We start from the raw sequence: 19,715 nt of genomic DNA on the forward strand, positions 1-19,715 counted from the left end.
GGTTTATGCCGTCGATTTAGGCGTTAGCCAGGTTGTCTTCGTTCTGTCCGCCGGTAATACTGCTGACATCGGCCCCGGTCAGCTCGCCGAGGATTTCGGCGATCAGATTCATACCGCGCTCCAGCTCGTCGAGCTCGGTGGTCAGCGGTGGCATGATCTTGAGAACTTCGTCTTCCGGACCCGAGGTTTCCAGCAACATGCCACGCGTGAAGGCTTCAGCAGCCACTTTGCCTGCCAGGTCTTGATCTTCGAAGTAGATACCGGTCAGCAGACCACGGCCACGCACTGCAGATCCGGAAACAGCAGCGGTAATCTTGATCAGCTTGTCCTGAACCAGCTCGATAGCCTGAGCCAGGTGACCCTTCTCGAAAGTGTCATCGGCCCAGAACTCACGCAAGGTGGCAGCACCGGTCACCAGCGCCAGGGCGTTGCCACGGAACGTACCGTTGTGCTCACCCGGACCCCACACATCCAGTTCAGACTTGAACAGGGTCAGCGCCAGCGGCTGACCGGAACCGGAAATGGACTTAGACACGCAGACAATGTCCGGGGTAATACCGGCTTCTTCGAAGGAGAAGAAGCTACCGGTACGACCGCAACCGGCCTGCACATCGTCAACAATCAGCAAGATCTCGTGGCTCTTGCACAGCTTGGCCAGCTGACGCAACCATTCGGCGCGTGCGGCACGCAAACCACCTTCACCCTGAACGGTTTCGACGATAATGGCGGCTGGCTTATCGACACCGGATCCGGAGTCTTCCAGGACGCGCTCCAGCCAGATGAAGTCTTCGGTCTCGCCGTTGAAGTAGTCGTCGTAGGGAATCTTCGAGCTGTTGGTCAGCGGAATACCCGCACCCTTACGCTTCATCGAGTTACCGGTCACCGACAGCGAACCCAGGGTCATGCCGTGGAAGGCGTTGGTGAACGACAGAATGTGCTGGCGTCCGGTGACCTTACGGGCCAACTTCAGTGCGGCCTCAACAGTGTTGGTACCGGTCGGGCCAGGGAACATGACCTTGTAGTCCAGACCGCGGGGCTCGAGGATGACTTTCTTGAAGGTTTCCAAGAAGTCGCCACGTGCCGGGGTCATCATATCCAGCGAGTGCAACGGGCCACCGTTGTCCAGGTACTCGCGGATGGCGTCGATCAGCTTGGGGTGGTTGTGTCCGTAGTTCAGAGCACCAGCCCCGGCGAAGAAGTCCAAGTAGTCGGTGCCGTCTTCGGCGATCTGGTGGGAGCCAGATGCTTTGACGAACACGGTCGGCCAGGAACGGGAATAGCTACGAACCTCGGACTCTGTTGTCTCAAAAATCTCGGTATCCATGGGGAATTCCTTTCCGTGGAAAACTTGTCTCGACCCATCTCTCCGCCAGCGAGCGGGATCAGTGCGATCCTGCTCTAGCTGTTCAGCGGTGCGATGTGGTGAAGGTATTCGGTGGGCTGATCGTCGGGGTACATCTCAGGGGTGAATAAGGGGGTAATCTCTTCACCAGCGTTGTTGCGCTTGGCAAAGGAAGCAAACAGGGCGTTGGAGGCTTTATTCGTGGAGGTAATGGTCGTCTCCAACACTTTCGGTTGCACCGATTCGTTGAGCGCGTCCAACATCTGAGAGGCCACGCGCAGTCCCCGAGCGGCTTCGTCGACGCCAACTTGCCAGACCATCAACGTGTCTGGGGCATCAGGGCGGATGTAGCCGGTAATGAACCCGACGACTTCACCATCGAGTTCGGCAACAACGGAGGTTTGGGAGAAATCTCGAACCCACAGCAGATAGCTATACGAGGAGTTCAAGTCCAAGACGCCCGTGTCACGAGCGATCCGATAAATTTTTGCTCCGTCTCCGGGAGCGAACGGTCGAACCGTGATAGCGCGGGGTTTGTCGGTCGGGTGGTCTGGAAGGGTCTTTGTGTCATCCATCTTTTTTCACAATAGACGACTGAAAAATGCTTTCAACCCGGCCCTCACGCCGATGTGGGCCAATTTTAGGCCGGAAAAAACGCCTAAACCGTTGATAATCATTAGGGACCCGGAGAGCGCCAGGGCTCGAGAAGCCGAGCCAAAAGCTGTTACCAAATTGTTATACAAGACGTGTTGGATGTCACATTTTAAGTGGGGTAGCCTCCCGATTCTACACTCGAGCTCATCTCACGGCGTTCATGAGTTGGGTTGGTGAACAGGTCTTCGGTAGGGTTTTTCTCATCGACAGGGGAGCACCACCGTGGTGCTGAGAGTGCGAACGCATTTCGCAGACCCTCGAACCTGATTCCGGGCCATGCCGGCGAAGGGAGTCGAGTATCTCTCCTTGCACCGTGGGCTAATCGCGGGTGATTCTCACCTCGCCCAGGGTGCTCGCCCTCCTATCCCTTGAAGGAGGATATGCACTGATGACGCACCTCACCCATCACTCACCTGGGCCCGCCCGGTCTCACCGTCGAAAGATCAGCACGGTGTTCGGGCTCTCGGCGGTGGTAGCGCTGGTACTGTCAGGATGTTCGGCCGCAGATCAGGCAGATAATAATGGTGGAGACAACGGTGACGAGAACCAGACAGTTACCATGATGACTCACGATTCCTTCAGTGTCTCCGAGGAATTGCTCGCGCAGTTTGAAGAGGAATCCGGTTACACCGTCACCACCACAGCCCCCGGTGACGCCGGGGCTGTCGTCAACCAGCTCATCCTGCAACAGGACTCCCCCACCGTGGACGGCTTCTTCGGGGTGGAGAATTATTCGGCTCAGACGCTGTTGGACGAAAACTTCCTGCAGGATTATTCCGGTCAACTTCCAGAATCTGCCCAAAACCTCGCCGTTGATGGCTCGGACGCGCTGGTGCCGATCGACCACGGTCAGGTTTGCATCAACGCTGATACCGAGTGGTTTGACGACAACGACCTGGAACTTCCGGAGACCTTGGACGATCTCACTGATGAGAACTACAAGGACCTGTTGGTCACCAGTGACCCGAATGATTCCTCCCCGGGCCTGGCGTTCTTGGTTGCCACCCGGACGGAATTCGGCGACGATGCCGAACAGTACTGGGAAGACCTGTTCGATAACGGGGTGAAAGTCGCCGGTGGCTGGTCTGATGCTTATTACGCCGACTTCTCCGGTTCTGAAGGTGAAGGACCCTACCCGTTGGTGGTGTCTTACTCCTCGTCACCGGCCGCTGAAGAAGGTCGGACCACCAGCATTGACGGCACCTGCATCCAGCAAATCGAATATGCTGGCGTGCTGGAGGACGCCGAGAACCCCGAGGGCGCTCAGGCTTTCATCGACTTCATGCTCTCCGAAGAATTCCAGGCGGATATTCCTGAGCAGATGTTTATGTATCCGGTCGATGACAGCATCGAGCTGCCAGACGAGTGGAGCGAATACGCCTCACTGACCGAGGACCCCATTGAGCCGGATCTGCAAGAGGTCGCGGACCAGCGTGAAGACTGGCTGAACTCCTGGACCGAAACCTATGAGGCCCAGTAGTCGCCCCTATGGCGTCCCGCCTTGTTGTCTGGTTGGTTGCTTGCCTTACTGGTAGGTGACCAACCAGGGGGTGGGATTCACCTGGTCGTAGGTTTGTGCCGGCGTCAGCATGGGCTGGTCTTGACGGTAGAAGTTCTTCCATGCCGGCCACATATCCTCGGGCAAGTCCTCGGTGAGCACGCTCCAGGTCTCCTGTTTGACCTCTTGGGTTCCGTGGCCATCGGCGTGCAACACCACGGCCAGCTCGTCATGGGAGGTATCCACTTGGTCGCGGTTGGTGATCATCGAGGTGCGGAATTGGTGCAGGACCAGCATTTTCTCGGGCAGATCGTTTTCTGCGGTGAGCTCGGCCAACCAGTCGATGACCTCGTTGATTTCAGCGGCATCGACGGTGCCGATCTGACGGCCGTGCACCTGACCGGGTTGCAAGCGCCATTCGGAGTCCAGCGCCAAACCCACGTGGGGTTCTTTCAGCAGGTCCTCATAGAGTTTCGCCTGCGAGAGGAAATCGTTATGACCCGGTTGCAGGTCCAAGATCACGTAAATGTTTTCTTCTTTGGCCCGATCGACCCACTCTTGCAGGTCCTCGACCGGCAGGGCGTTGGAGTAGTTGCCGTCCTCGCCGGGGTGAGCGGTCGCGACGGAGGTGATGATTTCAAAGGCCGGTTGGATCGGATCCTCACTGTTTTCCGAGTACTCATCGGCCAGCTCTTCGACACGAGTTATCGACCCCTCCAGGTCCTGTTCTCCCAGGGCACCCAGTGCCTCTGTGGACGGGGTACCATAAAGTGCGACGAACCGGCGGTCGGGGAACAGCGTATCACCGCCACCGGGCAGTTCTTCTGGTTCCGGGGTCGGCGAGGGCGAGGCAGTCGTGGGCTCTGCCGAGGGGCTAGACGTCGTGTTATTTCCCGCGTCGCTGGCCTGATCTGCCCCATCTGAGGAGCTACAACCGCTCAGCGCTAAACCGGTAGCTAACAGAACGGCGAACAAACGAGAACCACGGAAGTCGCAGGGAGTTTTCATCACGGGCCTACTCTACAGGACCCCCGGCTTAATGACCCGTCATAAATCCAATTGACCTGAAAAGAACGGTGTGATGTCGCGTTTTCGTTGGATCGTGTGGGTGCTCGTCGCCCTGCTACCGTTGGCCTTCCTTGCGGTCTTTTTCGCCTGGCCGGTGCTGGGGATGCTGGCCCGAGGCCTGGTTGATGATCAGGGCTCGCTGGACCTGTCGGGTTTTGGGGAAGTCTTCGGCACCGCACGCACCTGGCGGATTATTGGTCACACCTTGTTCATGGCCACCGCCGGAACTCTGGGCTCCCTGGTGCTTGGGATCCCGGGCGCCTATATCCTCTACCGCACACAGTTTCCGGGTCGAGAGATGCTCCGTTCGGTGGCCACCGTCCCGTTTGTGTTGCCCACCGTGGTGGTGGGGGTAGCCTTCCGTGCGGTCTTTGGGCCAGGCACCAGCCTAGCGTTTCTGGATCAGACCACGACGGCAGTGATCATCGCCATGATGTTCTTCAACTATTCGGTGGTGATCCGTCAGGTGGGGTCGTTGTGGCAGGTCTTGGATCCACGTTCCACTGAAGCGGCCAGAATGCTCGGGGCTTCCCCGGCTCGGGCGTTTTTCACCGTGACCTTGCCAGCGCTACGTCCAGCCATTGCTGGAAGCGCCGGGTTGGTGTTTCTGTTTTGTTCGACCGCCTACGGGCTAGTGCGGTCGCTGGGCGCCCCGGGAGTCGGGACGTTAGAGACCGAGGTTTTTCGCCAGACCAAGACGTTCCTCGATCTGCGCACCGCCGCGGTGTTGTCGATGATTCAGTGCGTGATTGTCGTGATATCGGTGATCATTACCCAGCGCACCGGTTCCTCGCAGGCGGCTCGGTTGCACCAAGCGCACCGGGTGAGGCTGACCCGCACCGACTGGTTCCCGTTGACGATCACGCTCGCGGTGGTCCTCGGACTGATACTGACTCCCTTGCTGACCTTGGTGGCCCGGTCGTTGACGGTTGATGGCGAATTCAGCACGCGCCATTACCAACTGTTGGCTACGCATTCGGGAACCGGTTTTGCCGGTGGCGCCACGGTGGTGGAGGCACTGGACCATTCGCTACGTATCGCACTGGATGCCACAATAGTCACCGTCCTGTTGGCAATTCCGCTCGCGTTGTTGCTCACCCGTCCCACCCATTCCCCGGCGGTGCGGTCCCTGCAACGGCTCATCGATGGCGCCTTCATGCTCCCGTTGGGTGTTTCGGCGGTGACCATCGGTTTCGGATTCTTGATCTCCTTGCAACCAGCCTTCCCACACCTAGCGCAGTCAGGATTGCTCGTCCCGTTGGCTCAGGCGGTGGTGGCTTTGCCCCTGGTGGTACGCACTCTGGTGCCGGTGTTGGCCGCGGTCGCCCCGGCCCAACGTGAGGCTGCCACGATGTTAGGGGCTTCCCCGGTCCGGGTGATCGCCACCATTGATGGCCCCTACGTGGTCCGTAGCCTCGGATTGGCTGCCGGCTTTGGTTTTGCGGTCTCGCTGGGAGAATTTGGGGCCACCAGCTTTTTAGCGTCCCCGAGCTATCAGACGTTGCCGGTGGTCATTGTCCAGCTGCTGTCGCGTCCTGGTTCCGATAATTTTGGGATGGCCATGGCTGGCTCGGTGGTGTTAGCCGTGCTGAGTGCTGGCATATTGTTGATCTGCGAACGGCTTCGCCCGGCGGGCGTGAAGGAAAGGACATCGTGACAGCTTCCACCACACCACAGCAACTCATCGCCGAGCAGATCTCGGTGCACTATCCCAACGGGTACCAAGCCATCACCGAGGCCAGCTTCCAGGTTCACGCCGGCACCATCCTGGTCCTGTTAGGACCCTCGGGGTCGGGAAAGTCTTCGCTGTTACGTGGCATTGCCGGACTGGAGCGGATCAGCTCCGGCACCCTGCGTTTTGGCGACCGCATCTTGGCCGGGCCAGGCCAACATGTTCCGGCACACCGGCGCGGCATCGGCATGGTATTCCAGTCCGCCCAACTATTCCCGCACCGCTCTGTGGCCGGCAATATTTCTTATGGCCTCGAAGTGGAACATCTCCCCCGGTCGCAACGCCGGGCCCGGGTGGAGCGTCTGCTGCAGCTGGTGAACCTGCCCGGTTTTGGTCGTCGCAACGTCGCCACACTCTCGGGTGGTCAGGCCCAGCGCGTGGCCTTGGCTCGTTCCTTGGCGGTAGAACCGGCGGTGATGCTACTTGACGAGCCACTCTCGGCGTTAGATACCGAGCTACGCTCACGATTGGCCGACGATATTCGGCAGATCCTCACCGAGGCCGAGATTGCCGGAGTCTATGTCACCCACGACCATGCAGAAGCCCGGATGGTCGCCGATCAGGTGGCGTTGATCGACCAGGGACGTCTGCAACGCGTGGGCACGGTCACCGAAGTGTTAGGCGCTTAGTGTTCGCGGTGCGGTGCCGGTAGCTGGGAGCGGGCTGCCACAAATTCGGTGGCCCAGAGGTCTTCGAGCTCGACGGTTTCGCGTTGTAGCGTGTTGATGTCAACGCCCTCGCTCTGGTGCAGTGGCGGGTCGAAGCGGATACCTTCGGTCATATCCAAAGTCCGGACCTGCTGGAGGTGATCTTCCCAGCGCAGATCTTCATACAGTTCCTCGTAACCGGAGCTGAAGACCCAGTTCAAGAATCCGGCGTAATCCGGGGCTAACGGGCCCCAGTTCAACCGCACCGGGTCGAAATAGCAAATATAGCCGGTGCTAATGCCCAGTCCGCCACCATCGATGGCATAAATACCGCCGATGACGTCCACCGCGATGGTCATATACAGTGGTCGGCCATTGTGTCGCGGAGTCCAGACGGTCAGATCGGGGAGCTCATCGTTTCCCGACCCGAGGATGCGCAACCACCCGCCATCGATCAACAAGCCGGCGGTGTGGGTCAGCAGTGCTCCCATGTGTGAAACCTCGGAGACACCCAGCTCGTTGAGCACCTGACGTGCCCGGGCGGGATCAGCTTCGACCCGGTGGACGCGTTCGCTCTGTTCACTGAGCAATTCGTCAATAGCCGGCCAAGTGTCACTGAATTCGGGGATGGTCAGCGAGCGCTTATGGCGCTGGGGCCCACGGGATTTCTTTGTACGCCGAAAAAAGATCATGGTCTCATCCTGTGTGGTGTCGAACAGAGGGTGACGGAAGCCGACTAGTTGAGGTTTTCTTCGTCCTCGACCACATCGAAGCCCAGGATATCGACGGAGAATCCGCGTTCTTCATCCTCGTCATGGGCGTGTTCGTCGCGGGATTCTGCCCACTTTTTGTAGCTGTTCTGCGAATCCCACCGGGTGACGACGAAGTACCGGGTTTCACCCACCACCGGGCGGAGCACTTCAAAGCCTTGAAATCCCTCGAAGGTATCAACGTCCCGCTTGCGGTTCGCGAAGCGACGCTCAACCTCATTATGGGCACCATCAGGAACCGTCAGCGCAGTGATATTGACGAAAGTCATGTCGGTCATTCCTCCTCATACCGGGACGAAGTCTGCCCCGAGTATTCTACCGGTTCAAGTGTAGACCTTTTCGAGGTCTTTCACGGCGTCTTTGTCAGTTCGCTCTATCGAAGCCGAACCCTGGGGATGAGGTGGTCCGGGCCGGTAGCTGTCGGTGCGGGCGGTCCACGTTGCGCGATCGCCGGGCCAGGCCGGTCAGTACTTGCGGACCAACGCGGAGCGTGAGTCGCCACATCACCGCCACGGTGGTCAGGTTCCCCACCGTGTGTGCCGGCACCTCAGTGGTGCTATGGATCCGTGGGCTCAGCGGACTCAGTGGAGGCACCGGCATCGAAGAGAGCCAGAATATCCTCGGCACCGAGCGAGGAGGAGAACGCGGTATCGTCTTCGGTCAGTGAGGAGAAGAGTTCGGCTTTGGCCCGCTGGAGCTCGACGACTTTTTCTTCAATGGTGCCTTCAGCGACCATCCGGTAGACCATAACCCGTCGGTCTTGACCGATCCGGTGGGTGCGATCCACGGCTTGGGCTTCGGCGGCGGGGTTCCACCACGGGTCGAGGAGGAACACGTAGTCGGCTTCGGTCAGGGTGAGTCCGAATCCACCGGCTTTGAGTGAGATCAAAAAGACCGGGATGTCTCCGGCCCGGAACTGCTCGATCACCGCTGACCGGTTTCGGGTGGCTCCGTCGAGGTAGCTGTGGGCAATGTCGTGTTTGGTTAGTGTCTCAGCCACCCGATGCAAAAAGGAGGTGAACTGGCTGAAGACGATCACGCGGTGACCGTCAGCGACCAGTAGCTGCAGTCGTTGCATCAGGTCGGTGAGTTTCGAGGACTCCACGTCCCGGTACTCGTCGTCAACGATCTGCGGGTCGAGGGCGAGCATGCGCAATAGCGTCAGCGAGCGGAAGACGTTCATCCGGTTAGAGTCGAAGTCCTGAATGAGGTGCAGGACCTTTTGCCGTTCCCGTTGTAGCACCCGGTCGTAGAGGCGACGATGCTCCGGATTGAGTCGGACGGTGATGGTTTGTTCTTGTTTTTCGGGTAGCTCTTGGGCGACCACGTCCTTGGTACGACGCAACATAATCGGTTTGATGCGCTGTCGTAGCCGGTTCATACGTTCGGCAGCTTTGCCACGGATCTCGGCGTCTTCTCCCGAGGCACGCTGTTCGGCAGAAATGCGTTGGCCGGCTTCGATGGGTTTTTGGTAGGTGTCGCGGAAGGTGGCGTAGGACCCGAACAGTCCTGGGACGGTGAGGTTGAGGATCGACCACAAGTCCGAGAGCGCATTCTCCATTGGGGTGCCGGTGATGGCCAGCCAGAAGGGGGCCTGGAAAGAGCGGATGGCTTTGTGGGCCTTGGTGCGGTGATTTTTGACGAACTGTGCTTCGTCGAGGATGATTCCACCCCAGGTGTGTTCGGCGAAACGGTCGGCATCCAGACGCGCAATGGCGTACGAGGTCACCACCAGGTCGGAGTCTTCAACGACTCGGGAGACATCGGTTCTCAAGCGTGCGGAGCTGGTGTCGAGTACGGTGACGTTCAGGTGGGGGACGAACCGTTCCGCCTCGGATTTCCACACACCCACCACCGAGGAGGGGGCGATGACTAAGAATGGCCCCTCGGGGTTGCCGGTGGTGTCCTGGCGGGCAGTGGTGCGGGCATAGTCGACCAGGGCCAGGGTCTGCAGGGTTTTGCCCAGGCCCATATCATCGGCGAGGATGCCGCCGAGTTTCAGATGCCACAGTTGCACCAGCCACCGGAAGCCTTGCACCTGGTAGTCGCGTAATTCGGCGTTGACGGTCTCGGGAACCTCGGCCGGGGGTAGGTCAGCAACGCCACGTAGCGAGTCTAGTTGGTTCATCCAGGCGCTGACTCGCGGGTCCACTTCCCACCGGGTGGCGATTTCTTCCGCATAGGAGAGCACTTCGGGTTCGAAGCGGGACACCGTGGGGGCCTCGGGGTCCCATTCGTGCAGTTCGGTGGCCTCAGCGATCAGCCGGCGTAGTTCGTCGAAGGCCGAGTGGTCCAAGGTGAAGTAGGTCTTGTCTGGCAATAGCACCGAATTTTCTCCACGCACCAGGGCCGAGAAGACATCGGTAAAGGGCACCGTGGTCTCGCCAACGGTGATTTGAAATCCCAGGTCGAACCAGTCGCGTTGGGCTGAGGGGGTGGCCGAAATGGTAATCGAGGGTTCCCCGTCGAGCTGTTCGTAGTCTGGCTTATCCCCCATCTCGGTGACCTGGATATAGTCCATGTCGTGGAGTTGGGGCAGAATTTGGTCGATGAAGATCGCTGCGGTGGCCCCGGTGTAGACGAAGCTCCCCCGGTCGGCATCGGGCCAATACTCTCGGGCGGCGGTGAGCACCTGGGCCATGTGCTCGGTCTGGTCCTGCGTGCCCTGATAGGACCACCGGGCACTGACACGCACCGTGTCACGCTGCCGTGACGTCGTGGTGCCGGATTCGGCGTTGATCGCAACTCGCAGATCCAAGACCGCCGGGGGGATTTCGGGCAGGTCCACCGAGTGGTCGGCTGACCCGATCAACAGCACCCGGTTCAGGCCCGGATAGTAATTGTCGAAAAACTCGGGGACATCGGCGGCTGGAACGGTGATGTTCTCGTTCTGATCCAGCAGTTCTAACAATTGAGATTCTAGCGGCTGGGAGCTGGGAATGATCCGAAGCCCGATGCTTGGCTCAGCGGCCTGATGGGCTCGGGCCTGGTAGAAACCGATGGAGCCAATCGCCCCGTCAAGGGATTCACTGTGCTGGTCCACCAGCGCCTTGATGCCGATGCGCATCCCGGACTCTTCTCCCAGGTCCGCATCCAGGGCCTGTAAGTCGACGTAGGGCTCGCCCTCGGAGCATAATTCCACCTCAGAGCAGCCAGCGTAGGCGATCAGCGGGATCTGTGCTTCTAACACCGAGCGCAACAGGTCCCAGATCTGCGGGGAGGACACCAAGGACAGGTTGATCAAATCCTGAGAGCCCAGCACCGAGACGCTGGAGTTATACAGTTGCACCAGCCGGTGCAGGGCCAGGGCTTGTTCGGGCCAGTACTTATTGGACGAGACCGGCACCCGGTGTTCGAAGGTGGTCCAATTTAGCCCGCCTTTAATCCACCGTCCACGGGTGCCTTTGCGCAATGGTCGCAACCGGATGGATAACGCCCGGCCGGCGGTCACATCCTGGGGCCGAGCGGTCTCCCAGCGCACCATATAGCGTCGTGCCCACGAGCCGGCTCCCCCGGTGTGAGCGGCGAATAATTCTACCCCAAGACCGACCTCCGTGTAGTCTTCCTCGGGCTGTTCTCGAGGCAGCAGGGCACCCAGCGCGTGGCGCCAATCGGGTCCGGAGTGCACCGTGGTTTCGGTCTGTTCGTCGGCATCGGCGTCCTGAAAGAGATCAGATTCCGGCGACGGGGCCAGATCGGCCGGGTCCATGTGTTCTTCGAAGAGCATTTCGGCTTCTTCGGTATTGGCTTCCCGTCCCAACACCGCTTCGGCGGCTTTGATCGAGCAGGTGAACGCCACCGCCGCCCCATGCTTGCAGAAGCTACCGATCGGGCAGGTGCACACCGCGTCGATGACCTGGTACTGCTCGCTGTCTTCGGAAACTTGCAAGGCCAGGCGGGTGTGATATTTGCGGGTCCCTTCAACCTTGGCCGAGCACACCAAGATTCGTTCGTCGTGCCAGCGCTGGGTGAAGGTCAGCACACGGTGCTCATTGGCGTACTCTTGGCCACGCTCGGCCATGGTCTCGCCAAAGCTACCGTAGATTTCCTCCACGGCAATGTAGGGTGCAGTCGGTGTAGACCCCGCGGTTGCGGTCACGAGGGTAGCAATCCTGTCTCGTATTGTCGGACGTGGTCGGTCACCCCGGCGAACCGGAAGCTGGTGGCGGTATCAGTCGGGGTGATGTAATTATCCGAGTCCAACCGGTGGCTGTGGTGCAACTGGCGGTACTGCTCGACGCTTAGCGTCTTTCGCGCGTTCAGATCTGCCTGGAGGTGCTCCAGGTAGTCCAGGTGCTCGGTATAGCGGGGCTGGACCACACCGGTGAAGAATTCAGCGACCGAGCCGGACCCGTAAGAGAAGAAGCCCAGCCGTTTGCGAGCCAGCTCAGCGTTATTCGTCAGCTGGGCGGCCAGGGCGAAGTACAGGCTGGCGGTGTAACTATTGCCCAGCTGGCGGTTGACGCTCATGGATTCCTCGATCAGCGCGTCATCGAGCTCCACGCCGAGGTGTTGGCCCAGGTGACGGTGGGCTTTCCGGGCCATCTTGGTGAAGGGTTGGTGATGCAAGAACCGGTCGATGTCCTCCAGGTCGAGTCCCGGTGCCCGACGCATCGCGTCATCGTAGGCTCCGGCGGTGGCATCCAGATAGGCGTCCAAGGACAGGTGGCCGTTAACGTAAGGGGTCGAGGAGTCGGTGGGCCGCCAGAAGTCGTTAACGTCGGCGGTGTAAAACCCGGTGACCGGTTCCAGTGCAACCAGGTGCGGTTCGGCCGAAACCAACATAGCCACTGCACCGGCACCCTGGGTGGGTTCTCCGGGGGTGTCCAGCGCGTAGCGGGCAATATCGGAAGCGATCACTAACACCTGTTCTTGCGGAAACCGGGTAATGTGCCCGACCGCGAGCTGCAGTGCCGCGGTGGCAGAATAGCAGGCCTGTTTCAGCTCCACGGTGCGCACGTTCGGTGCCAGGCCGAGTAACTGGTGGACAAAGACTCCGGCCGATTTGGACTGGTCCACTCCGGTTTCGGTGGCGAAGTACAGCTGGGTAATTTTGTGCTCGGGGTGCCGGGCCACCAGCCGGGAGGCGGCGGTGGCAGCCAGGGTGACGATATCTTCATCGGCGCCGGGCACCGAGAAGCAGTCTTGTCCCAATCCCAGGTGATATTTCGCCGGATCGGTGCCCTGATAGTCAGCCAGATCATCAAGCGAGAGCACATAGCCGGTGGTGGCCACATCAAGATCTGTTAGGCCAATGCTGTACTGGGTCATGCGCTAGTTCTACCCCTTCTTGCCCGCTTTTTCGCCCCCGCTGGGCGTTTTCGCCGTTTGTCTCCAGTCTGTCTAGTCTAGCGCTGTTGCTGGTTGCGTTCGAATGCTCGGTGTGTGTTCATCAGCTCACCGGGGTTGGTTTGAGCTGCCAGTAAGGACAATTCACCGCACCACACGCTGGCGGCGATCAACCCGGCCAGCCGGCGGGAGTTCTCGCCGGTCTCGCGGTGTTCGTTCAGCCCCATCCGTGCCATGGCTTGTTGCACGTGGGGCAGGTGCTTGCCGTTACCCACCGTGCCGACGACCAGGTGAGGCAGACTCACCGAGAAATACAGGTCGCCGTCGCGGTTTTCTGCATAGGCGAAGCCCTGGGAGCCTTCGACAATATTGGCCGCGTCCTGGCCGGTGGCCAGGTAGAAGGCCAAGAGCATGTTGGCAAAGTGAGCATTCGCCGATCGGATCGCTCCGGCGATGGTGGAACCCACATAGTTTTTCTGCACGACCAACTGGGTGAGCTGCTCGGCGGTGGTGCGCAGATTCTTCTCCACCACGTCGCGGTCGATGACCATCTCCACGGTGACCGAGATTCCGCGACCAAGCACACCGTTGACCGCGGTGGCTTTTTTATCGGTGCAGAAATTTCCTGACACCGACCCGTATCCCAGCCCCAGGTCCCAGCTGAGGATCTCCGACAGCACCGCATCAGAGGCGGCGGTGACCATATTGTGTCCGGAGGCGTCCCCGGTGGTGTAGGCCAGTCGCACAAACAGCAAATTACCGACAATCTCGGGATGAATCTCGATGAGTTTGGCGTAGCGGGATCCGGCGGTGACCAGCTCGTTGAGGCGCTGGTGGCGGGCGTCGATAACCTCGGCCGCTCGTTGAGCGGTGCGCGCTGAATCGGCGGTGAGCAGAATCGAGCGGGTCATCCGCTGGTCATGCACTGTCGCCTGCAAGCCGGTCTCGTGGAGCCGGGAGATCTTCGCCCCACGCCCCACAGAGGGCCACAACGGGGTTTCGTAGGTCGCTAGTGGAATGTCGATCATTTCGGTGGTGGTGAAGCCATCACCACCGATCCGTATCGGGCCTACCCAGCGGGTCGGCACTCCGGTGGGAAATTCCTGAGAGTAGGTGCTGGTACCCGGATCGCGTAGTGGGCTGTCGGTGGTCATCGGGTCTCCTTCCCAGAACGATTGGCCAACTGAGCCAGGTCGACCCCGCGGGCCAGGGCAAATTCGCGCACAGGCCCATGCAGGATCACATCGGTGTACTGCAACTCCTCGACGGTGTGCGCACCCAACAGCACCATCAGCTGGCGGATGCGGGTGAGCCAGATGCGGATCACCTCGGTGAGAGTTTCCGCACCATGGTGTCTGGCGATGGTCAAAAACGCTCCGGCTACCCCCACCGCACGGGCACCTAGTGCCAGGGCTCGCACCACGTCCAGCGGGTGGCGCACTCCGCCGGAGGCCAGCACCTGGAGTTCGCAGTGATGGTGCTCGGCGAGCTGGTGCGGGCTGGAGAGGATACCGGCGGCGTGGGCATCGAGCAGGCACCGGGCTGCCGAGGAGCCCAGCTGGGTGATCCACTCCCAGTTGCCAACCTGGGCAATCGGGTCCTCTCCGCTCGCGCGACGGTCGTTTTCAATGCGGGCGAAGTTCGTGCCTCCAGCACCGGACACGTCGGCAATGGTCACCCCAATATCGCGCAGTTGGCCCAGGGTGCGGGCGCTGAGTCCGAAACCGACCTCTTTGATGATCACCGGTACTCCATCGGGTTCCAGGGCGCGCACGATGTCTTCTAACAGTCCCAGCCAGTTGCTGAAGTCTCGCGAGCCTTCGACCATCACGGTTTCTTGGATGGCGTTGAGGTGGACTTGTAGCGCGTCGGCATCGAGCAGGTCCACCGCCCGGTGAGCATCTTCCACGCTGCGTCCGGCACCGATATTGGCCCAGATCAGCCCGTCCGGGTTCTCTTCGCGAATCACGCGAAAGGAGTCAGCGGTACTGGGCTCATCCAGCCCGATACCCACCGACCCGGAGGCCATCGGGATTCCGGTAGCCGCTGCTGCTTGAGCCAGGGCCCGGTTGATCTCCCGGGCCTGTTCGGTGCCTCCGGTCATGCCGTTAATGTACAGCGGGGCGACCAGTTGCCAGGGTCCCAGGGTAGCGTGGGTGGTCGTGGTCTCGGGGCTGATGCCGGCCAGGGCATGGTGGAGGATTTCGACCCGGTCGTAGTCGGTGACCACAGGGTGGTCGGCCAGCTGGTGCTGTTGGGCGTCGGCCAAGCGAATATGGTCGTCTTTGCGCGATGCTGCCGTGGAGTTCACTGGTGATAGTCCTTTGCCTCGTACGGTGTCTCGTGCTGACCCTGGTGCGATGCGGGCAGGTCTGGAGTTTCTATGATACGGGCTCCGGTGGGACTGACTCCGATCGGTAGCGGGGTGATGCCGGCTTCTTGCCAGGCTCCGGTGATCAGCGCGGTATCGACCGACTGGTCGGCCAGCACGATGCCGCAGTCTCCCCCACCGGCCCCGGAAGATTTGGCGCAGCACAGTTGGCCGCCGACCTGTTGAGCCAGGTCGATCAGTGTTTTCAAGGCCGGAGTTTCAATGCTGGTCCCGGTCAGCTGTTGCAACTGGTGCAACGCGGTGCGGGTGGCGACCATCCCGTCGCGGACCGTGGCAAAGTCCCCGGATTCCAGGCCGGTGACCACGTCAGCGACAATGTGCTGATACGTGGCCAGTAGCGACTGGAAACTCTCATCACTCTCGCTACAGGCCTGTTTGGAGCTATGGACTTCACCGACCAGCTGATCGGTCAGTGCCGGCCGGCCGGTCCATCCCACTAACACCGTGAGATTCTCGGGCACCGTGAGCCGCCGAAATGGGGTTTCGGCGAAGTGTTCCGAGGCCAACGCGTCGGTGACTGAGCTGACGGGGCCCTGCGGGTCCCCGGCGACATCTACGGGCAAGACCCGGGGCAACTTGGCGCGGTCCGGGGAGGTGTAGCAACTCCACCCTCCGCTCAGACAGGCGGCCACGTCGCCACCGGAGGCTCGCGGGGCCACCTGAATGGAGGCCAGCAGGCCCAGCCGGTATTTGTCGTACTCACTCAATCCAAGCTGGTAGAGCGCATCAAAGGCGGTCACGGTCGCCACGGTGATCGCCCCGGAAGAGCCCAGCCCGTACTTGGCCCCATTGGCGTCCCGGAGGTCATTGTGGACATCCAGGTCAACCGGGATACGGGTCAGTCCGCGTTCGGCCCGGAATTTTTCCATGATCACCGCGGTGGTCAGCGCATAGTCGGTGCCGGTGCGAGCAGTGTCGATGGCCTGAGAGATTCGGGCAGCGGTGAGCACATCGTGGCCCCGATGTGAGCCGGGTGCGCGCAGGGTGACGCTCAGGTACTTATTTACGGCAATTAACACGGCCGAGCATCCAGGCTCGACGACACCGTATTCGCCGGTGACATACAGCTTGCCGGGGGCTTGGGCGGTCAGCGGAAGGCGGCTGGACACTAGGGGGCCTCCACCAGTCGGGCGCCGGGCCCCGGAGCGAAGGTTTTCACCCCGGCCTGTGGGAGGAGCTCGTGCATGCGTGCCACGACGGTCTCGGCATCTTCCGGGCGGGAAATAATCACCACATTGGGGCCGGCATCGGCAGTGGCGTAGCATTCGGTGCCGGCTTCACGCAGACCTGTTACGGCTTCGATGACCCGCCAGCTATCGGGGGCGAGGTAGCGGATCGGCGGGTTGGCGGAATTAATCAGTGCGTGCATCCGGTGGGCGTGTAGCTCGGTGAGCTCACCGATGGTTGTGAAGTCCTCGGCGGCACAGGCGGCCATCATCTGTTTCAGCACCGCGTCCGTGGTGGGGGCCCAGCCAGCAACAAAGGGGCTGGTCGACAGCGTACGACGCATTCCTTCACGGGAAGAGACTTTTTTCTGGGTGCCGGAAATGGTCACCGCAGTCATACGCATGTCGGGGGCCTGGATTGCGGTGGCATAGCTGGTGGCGTCGTCGGTGCCAGCGTGCCAGACCGCAAACCGGTCGATCACCGACCGACAGGCGGAACCGGACCCGCGCCGGGCCAGCCGGGAAAGTTGGGCGGTATCTAGCGATAACCCATAGGCGGCGGCTGCGGCAGTGGCCAGGGCGGCAAAGCCCGAGGCCGAAGAAGCCATTCCGGCCGCGGTGGGCCCCTCGTTGCAGGAGGTGACCCGGGCGCGGGCGGTGGCGGTGTCCAGACCGGCTTCGGCGGCCAAGGTGCGCACCAGATCCAGGAAGGCGCTGATTTTCTGCGCGTTCGATCCGGTTTGTGGCGCACCGTTGAGTTCAAAGAGGTCTGTGTCGAGGTTATCGGCGGAGCTGTTGGCACAGCCGAGCAGTTCCACCCGAGTGGTGGTCGCAAAATCGTCCAGGGTCATCGACAGGGACCCGGCCAGAGGGATCATCAGTTGCTCATCGGCCTTGCCCCAGTACTTCACCAGGGCAATATTGGGGTGAGCTTGAGCAATGGCGTGACTCAACGATCCTCCTGGGCGGATGAGGGGGTGGGGGCAGAGGAGGGAGCAATCCGGGCGGTGGGTGCCGTCTGATTGTCGGTGGTGTTGGGGGTCAACGAGGTGGTCCAGACGCGGGTGGCGCCCACCGCGGTCATAGCCGCCGCGACTTTTCCGGCGAGTTCTTGGTCGGGGACCAGAGCAAGCACGCACCCACCGAGTCCCGAGCCGGTGAGCTTGGCCCCGTAAGCGCCGGCCTCAAGGGCCGCTGCGACCAGGGCATCCAGGGCCGGGGCAGAGACTCCCAGGTAGGCCAAAAGCGTGTGAGCTTCGTGCATATTGCGGCCCACACGCACCGCGTCACCGTCCCCTAAGGCCACGGCCACATCGTCGGTCAGATCGGCGAGATCCTCCATGACACGATCGACGACTGCCGGCTGGATATCACGTAGCATCCGGGTTCCTCCCACCGCGGCCGCGGTGGAGCCGACCGTGCCGGTATCCCCGATAACAAAGGTCAGTCCCGCGCCGACCTGAACGGTGGTGGGCTTGCCCTGTTGGAACCGCAATGGGGCCAGTGACTGCACCGCGTGGGCATCCAGTCCGGAGGAGGTACCGTGGGCAACGGTTTCGGCGGTCTGCACCAGCTCATGGGCTTCTGCCGGAGACAACCGGACCCCAGCGTGGTTGGCCACGGCTCTCACGACTGCCGCGGCGGTAGCCGCCGAAGAGCCCAGACCACGTTCAAACGGGATGGTTGAGCGCAAGATGACATCGAGTCGGTCGGCCCGCACATCCAATTTTTCTGCTGAGGCACGTAACGCGGTCACGATCGGCCCCATGTCTTTGGGGGCGTCGTTGAGCGGACCGGTGTAGAGATCGGTGGTGAGATACCCGCGCCGAGAATCGCGCACACTAGCGGTGGCTTGCAAGTCCAGCAGAGGTAGCGCGATCGCTGGTGCACCGTAGACCACCGCGTGTTCGCCGATCAGAATCGCCTTGCCGTGTGCTGAGCCCAGCCCGGACTGCACACCGGTCGAGGGGTCTTTGCTCTCGCGAGCTGTGGGCCCTTCTGGAGCAGTCACGACGGCGTGGTGGTGCCGAGAACCACGACGTGGGGCGTAATCCTGTGTTGGTTGCATGAACTCAATTACTGGTGCGTAGCTGACATGGGCATTCTAACGGTACGGTCCGCAGGCGTTGGTCGTCTCGCGAAATGTTTATTCTACGTGATCACCGAACCTCGCACGGCACTAGGCGTTCCACAACCCGTAGGAGTCGGCCAAATCGGCAATTTTTTGGGCGCGTGCCAGACGTGGCAGGTAGGACCCTTCCCCAGCTTGCGCGCCGGCTTCATGGGCGTCGAGCATTTCGTGAGCCCAGGCCAATTCGTCCTCGGATGGGCTTAGCGCCTTATTGATGTCTTCGACCTGGCTTCGATTCAAACACAGACGCCCGGTCATCCCCATCGACGCGGTCAGCTGGGAGCTTTCCACCACGGTCTCGACGGCTGCCTCCACCGCGGGCGGGCCGTCAATGGCGCCAGGAAGCTTGCCGACGCGGGAAGCATTGACCAACCGCGAGCGCGCATAAGCCATGGCCAGCGCATCTTCGGACACACCGACATCCTTGCGGTAGTCATTGGTGCCCAACGCTAAGCGGAAGGTGCCCGGTGCCCGGGCAATCTCCACGGCATTTTCGACTCCCACCGCAGATTCGATCAGAGCCAACACCGGAACGCCAGCACCCAGACGCATGGCGGTGTGTGAGACCTGTTCGGGGTGTTCAGACATGGCCAACATCACCCCACGTAGTCCGCTGAGTCCTTGGAGCTGACGAAGATCTTCGGCCCATTCATCGGTATTCGGGCCGTTAATGCGCACCCAGCCAGTCATCCCCGAGGTCAATGCCTCAACCACATTTTCCCGCGCCTGATCTTTCTGCTCTGCGGGAACAGCAGCTTCTAAATCCAGGATGATGGAATCGGCTTCGGATGCCATTCCGGGCGCAAACAGATCCTGTTGTGCTGCGCTCATCAACAGCCACGAACGAGACAATTTAGCGGGCAAAGCAGCAGCGCGTCGGTTCCTCAAAGGCATGCATTAAACATTAGTCGATCGCTGTGTAGCTGACACCGGCTGTTCACCCACAGCCACCGAGTAACCCGTCGCAGAACAGACCGGTTTCCCTGGTTTTAGCGGTAGGATCTTGGCAGATCGTGTTGCCGTTAA

The 19,715-nt window shown here is 60.9% G+C and carries 17 protein-coding genes and 1 riboswitch; of the genes, 3 read left to right on the forward strand and 14 right to left on the reverse strand.

From position 1 onward, the window contains the following. Positions 1-16: 16 nt before the first annotated feature. Both ectB and ectA read right to left on the reverse strand, forming a co-directional pair. Complete coding sequence (gene ectB / locus DCC24_RS01485) at positions 17-1,324, reverse strand: diaminobutyrate--2-oxoglutarate transaminase (protein ID WP_110098126.1); 1,308 nt, start codon at positions 1,322-1,324, stop codon at positions 17-19. 74 nt (positions 1,325-1,398) lie between these two features. Next, positions 1,399-1,917, reverse strand: coding sequence for a diaminobutyrate acetyltransferase (ectA, locus tag DCC24_RS01490; RefSeq protein ID WP_110098127.1), 519 nt, complete (start codon positions 1,915-1,917; stop codon positions 1,399-1,401). A gap of 277 nt (positions 1,918-2,194) precedes the next feature. Beyond that, positions 2,195-2,304: riboswitch (TPP riboswitch) on the forward strand. Positions 2,305-2,384: 80 nt separating this feature from the next. On the opposite strand from ectA, the gene DCC24_RS01495 reads away from it, so the two are divergent. Next, a complete protein-coding gene (locus DCC24_RS01495) occupies positions 2,385-3,476 on the forward strand; it encodes a thiamine ABC transporter substrate binding subunit (RefSeq protein WP_110098128.1) in 1,092 nt (363 codons plus the stop codon). A 45-nt stretch (positions 3,477-3,521) separates the two neighbouring features. Here the strand turns inward: DCC24_RS01495 and DCC24_RS01500 are convergent, their stop codons facing one another. After that, positions 3,522-4,502, reverse strand: coding sequence for a hypothetical protein (locus DCC24_RS01500; RefSeq protein ID WP_110098129.1), 981 nt, complete (start codon positions 4,500-4,502; stop codon positions 3,522-3,524). A 73-nt stretch (positions 4,503-4,575) separates the two neighbouring features. On the opposite strand from DCC24_RS01500, the gene DCC24_RS01505 reads away from it, so the two are divergent. After that, a complete protein-coding gene (locus DCC24_RS01505) occupies positions 4,576-6,219 on the forward strand; it encodes an iron ABC transporter permease (RefSeq protein ID WP_110098130.1) in 1,644 nt (547 codons plus the stop codon). Then, positions 6,216-6,923 carry an ABC transporter ATP-binding protein gene (locus tag DCC24_RS01510; RefSeq protein ID WP_110098131.1) on the forward strand — a complete coding sequence of 236 codons (708 nt, stop codon included), beginning with the start codon at positions 6,216-6,218 and terminating at the stop codon, positions 6,921-6,923. The genes DCC24_RS01505 and DCC24_RS01510 overlap by 4 nt, the downstream gene beginning before the upstream one ends. Here the strand turns inward: DCC24_RS01510 and DCC24_RS01515 are convergent. The 11 genes from DCC24_RS01515 to DCC24_RS01565 form a co-directional block, all read right to left on the reverse strand. Beyond that, positions 6,920-7,633 carry a DUF2625 family protein gene (locus DCC24_RS01515; RefSeq protein WP_110098132.1) on the reverse strand — a complete coding sequence of 238 codons (714 nt, stop codon included), beginning with the start codon at positions 7,631-7,633 and terminating at the stop codon, positions 6,920-6,922. The two genes, DCC24_RS01510 and DCC24_RS01515, sit on opposite strands and share 4 nt — an antisense overlap. Positions 7,634-7,677: 44 nt before the next feature. Continuing rightward, positions 7,678-7,989 carry an antibiotic biosynthesis monooxygenase gene (locus tag DCC24_RS01520; RefSeq protein WP_233491935.1) on the reverse strand — a complete coding sequence of 104 codons (312 nt, stop codon included), beginning with the start codon at positions 7,987-7,989 and terminating at the stop codon, positions 7,678-7,680. Positions 7,990-8,074: 85 nt separating this feature from the next. Beyond that, positions 8,075-8,257, reverse strand: coding sequence for a hypothetical protein (locus DCC24_RS01525; RefSeq protein ID WP_110098133.1), 183 nt, complete (start codon positions 8,255-8,257; stop codon positions 8,075-8,077). A gap of 10 nt (positions 8,258-8,267) precedes the next feature. Continuing rightward, entirely contained in the window at positions 8,268-11,810 is a 3,543-nt protein-coding gene (locus tag DCC24_RS01530) for a DEAD/DEAH box helicase (protein WP_110098134.1), read from the reverse strand. Further along, a complete protein-coding gene (locus tag DCC24_RS01535) occupies positions 11,807-12,982 on the reverse strand; it encodes a hydroxymethylglutaryl-CoA synthase (RefSeq protein ID WP_110098135.1) in 1,176 nt (391 codons plus the stop codon). The genes DCC24_RS01530 and DCC24_RS01535 overlap by 4 nt, the downstream gene beginning before the upstream one ends. 77 nt (positions 12,983-13,059) lie before the next feature. Then, entirely contained in the window at positions 13,060-14,154 is a 1,095-nt protein-coding gene (locus DCC24_RS01540) for a hydroxymethylglutaryl-CoA reductase (RefSeq protein ID WP_110098136.1), read from the reverse strand. Next, positions 14,151-15,311: a type 2 isopentenyl-diphosphate Delta-isomerase gene (gene fni / locus DCC24_RS01545; RefSeq protein ID WP_110098137.1), complete on the reverse strand. Its 1,161-nt coding sequence runs from the start codon at positions 15,309-15,311 to the stop codon at positions 14,151-14,153. The genes DCC24_RS01540 and fni overlap by 4 nt, the downstream gene beginning before the upstream one ends. Further along, entirely contained in the window at positions 15,308-16,501 is a 1,194-nt protein-coding gene (locus DCC24_RS01550) for a phosphomevalonate kinase (protein WP_110098138.1), read from the reverse strand. The genes fni and DCC24_RS01550 overlap by 4 nt, the downstream gene beginning before the upstream one ends. Next, on the reverse strand, positions 16,501-17,511 hold the full coding sequence (gene mvaD / locus DCC24_RS01555; protein WP_110098139.1) for a diphosphomevalonate decarboxylase: 1,011 nt from the start codon (positions 17,509-17,511) through the stop codon (positions 16,501-16,503). Before mvaD ends, DCC24_RS01550 begins: the two co-directional genes overlap by 1 nt. Continuing rightward, positions 17,508-18,626 carry a mevalonate kinase gene (gene mvk, locus DCC24_RS01560; RefSeq protein WP_110098140.1) on the reverse strand — a complete coding sequence of 373 codons (1,119 nt, stop codon included), beginning with the start codon at positions 18,624-18,626 and terminating at the stop codon, positions 17,508-17,510. Before mvk ends, mvaD begins: the two co-directional genes overlap by 4 nt. 111 nt (positions 18,627-18,737) lie before the next feature. Then, positions 18,738-19,583 carry a CoA ester lyase gene (locus DCC24_RS01565; RefSeq protein ID WP_110098141.1) on the reverse strand — a complete coding sequence of 282 codons (846 nt, stop codon included), beginning with the start codon at positions 19,581-19,583 and terminating at the stop codon, positions 18,738-18,740. Between the last annotated feature and the right edge of the window lie 132 nt (positions 19,584-19,715).

Source organism: Auritidibacter sp. NML100628 (assembly GCF_003185985.1).
In the GTDB taxonomy this organism is placed as follows: Bacteria; Actinomycetota; Actinomycetes; order Actinomycetales; family Micrococcaceae; genus Auritidibacter; species Auritidibacter ignavus.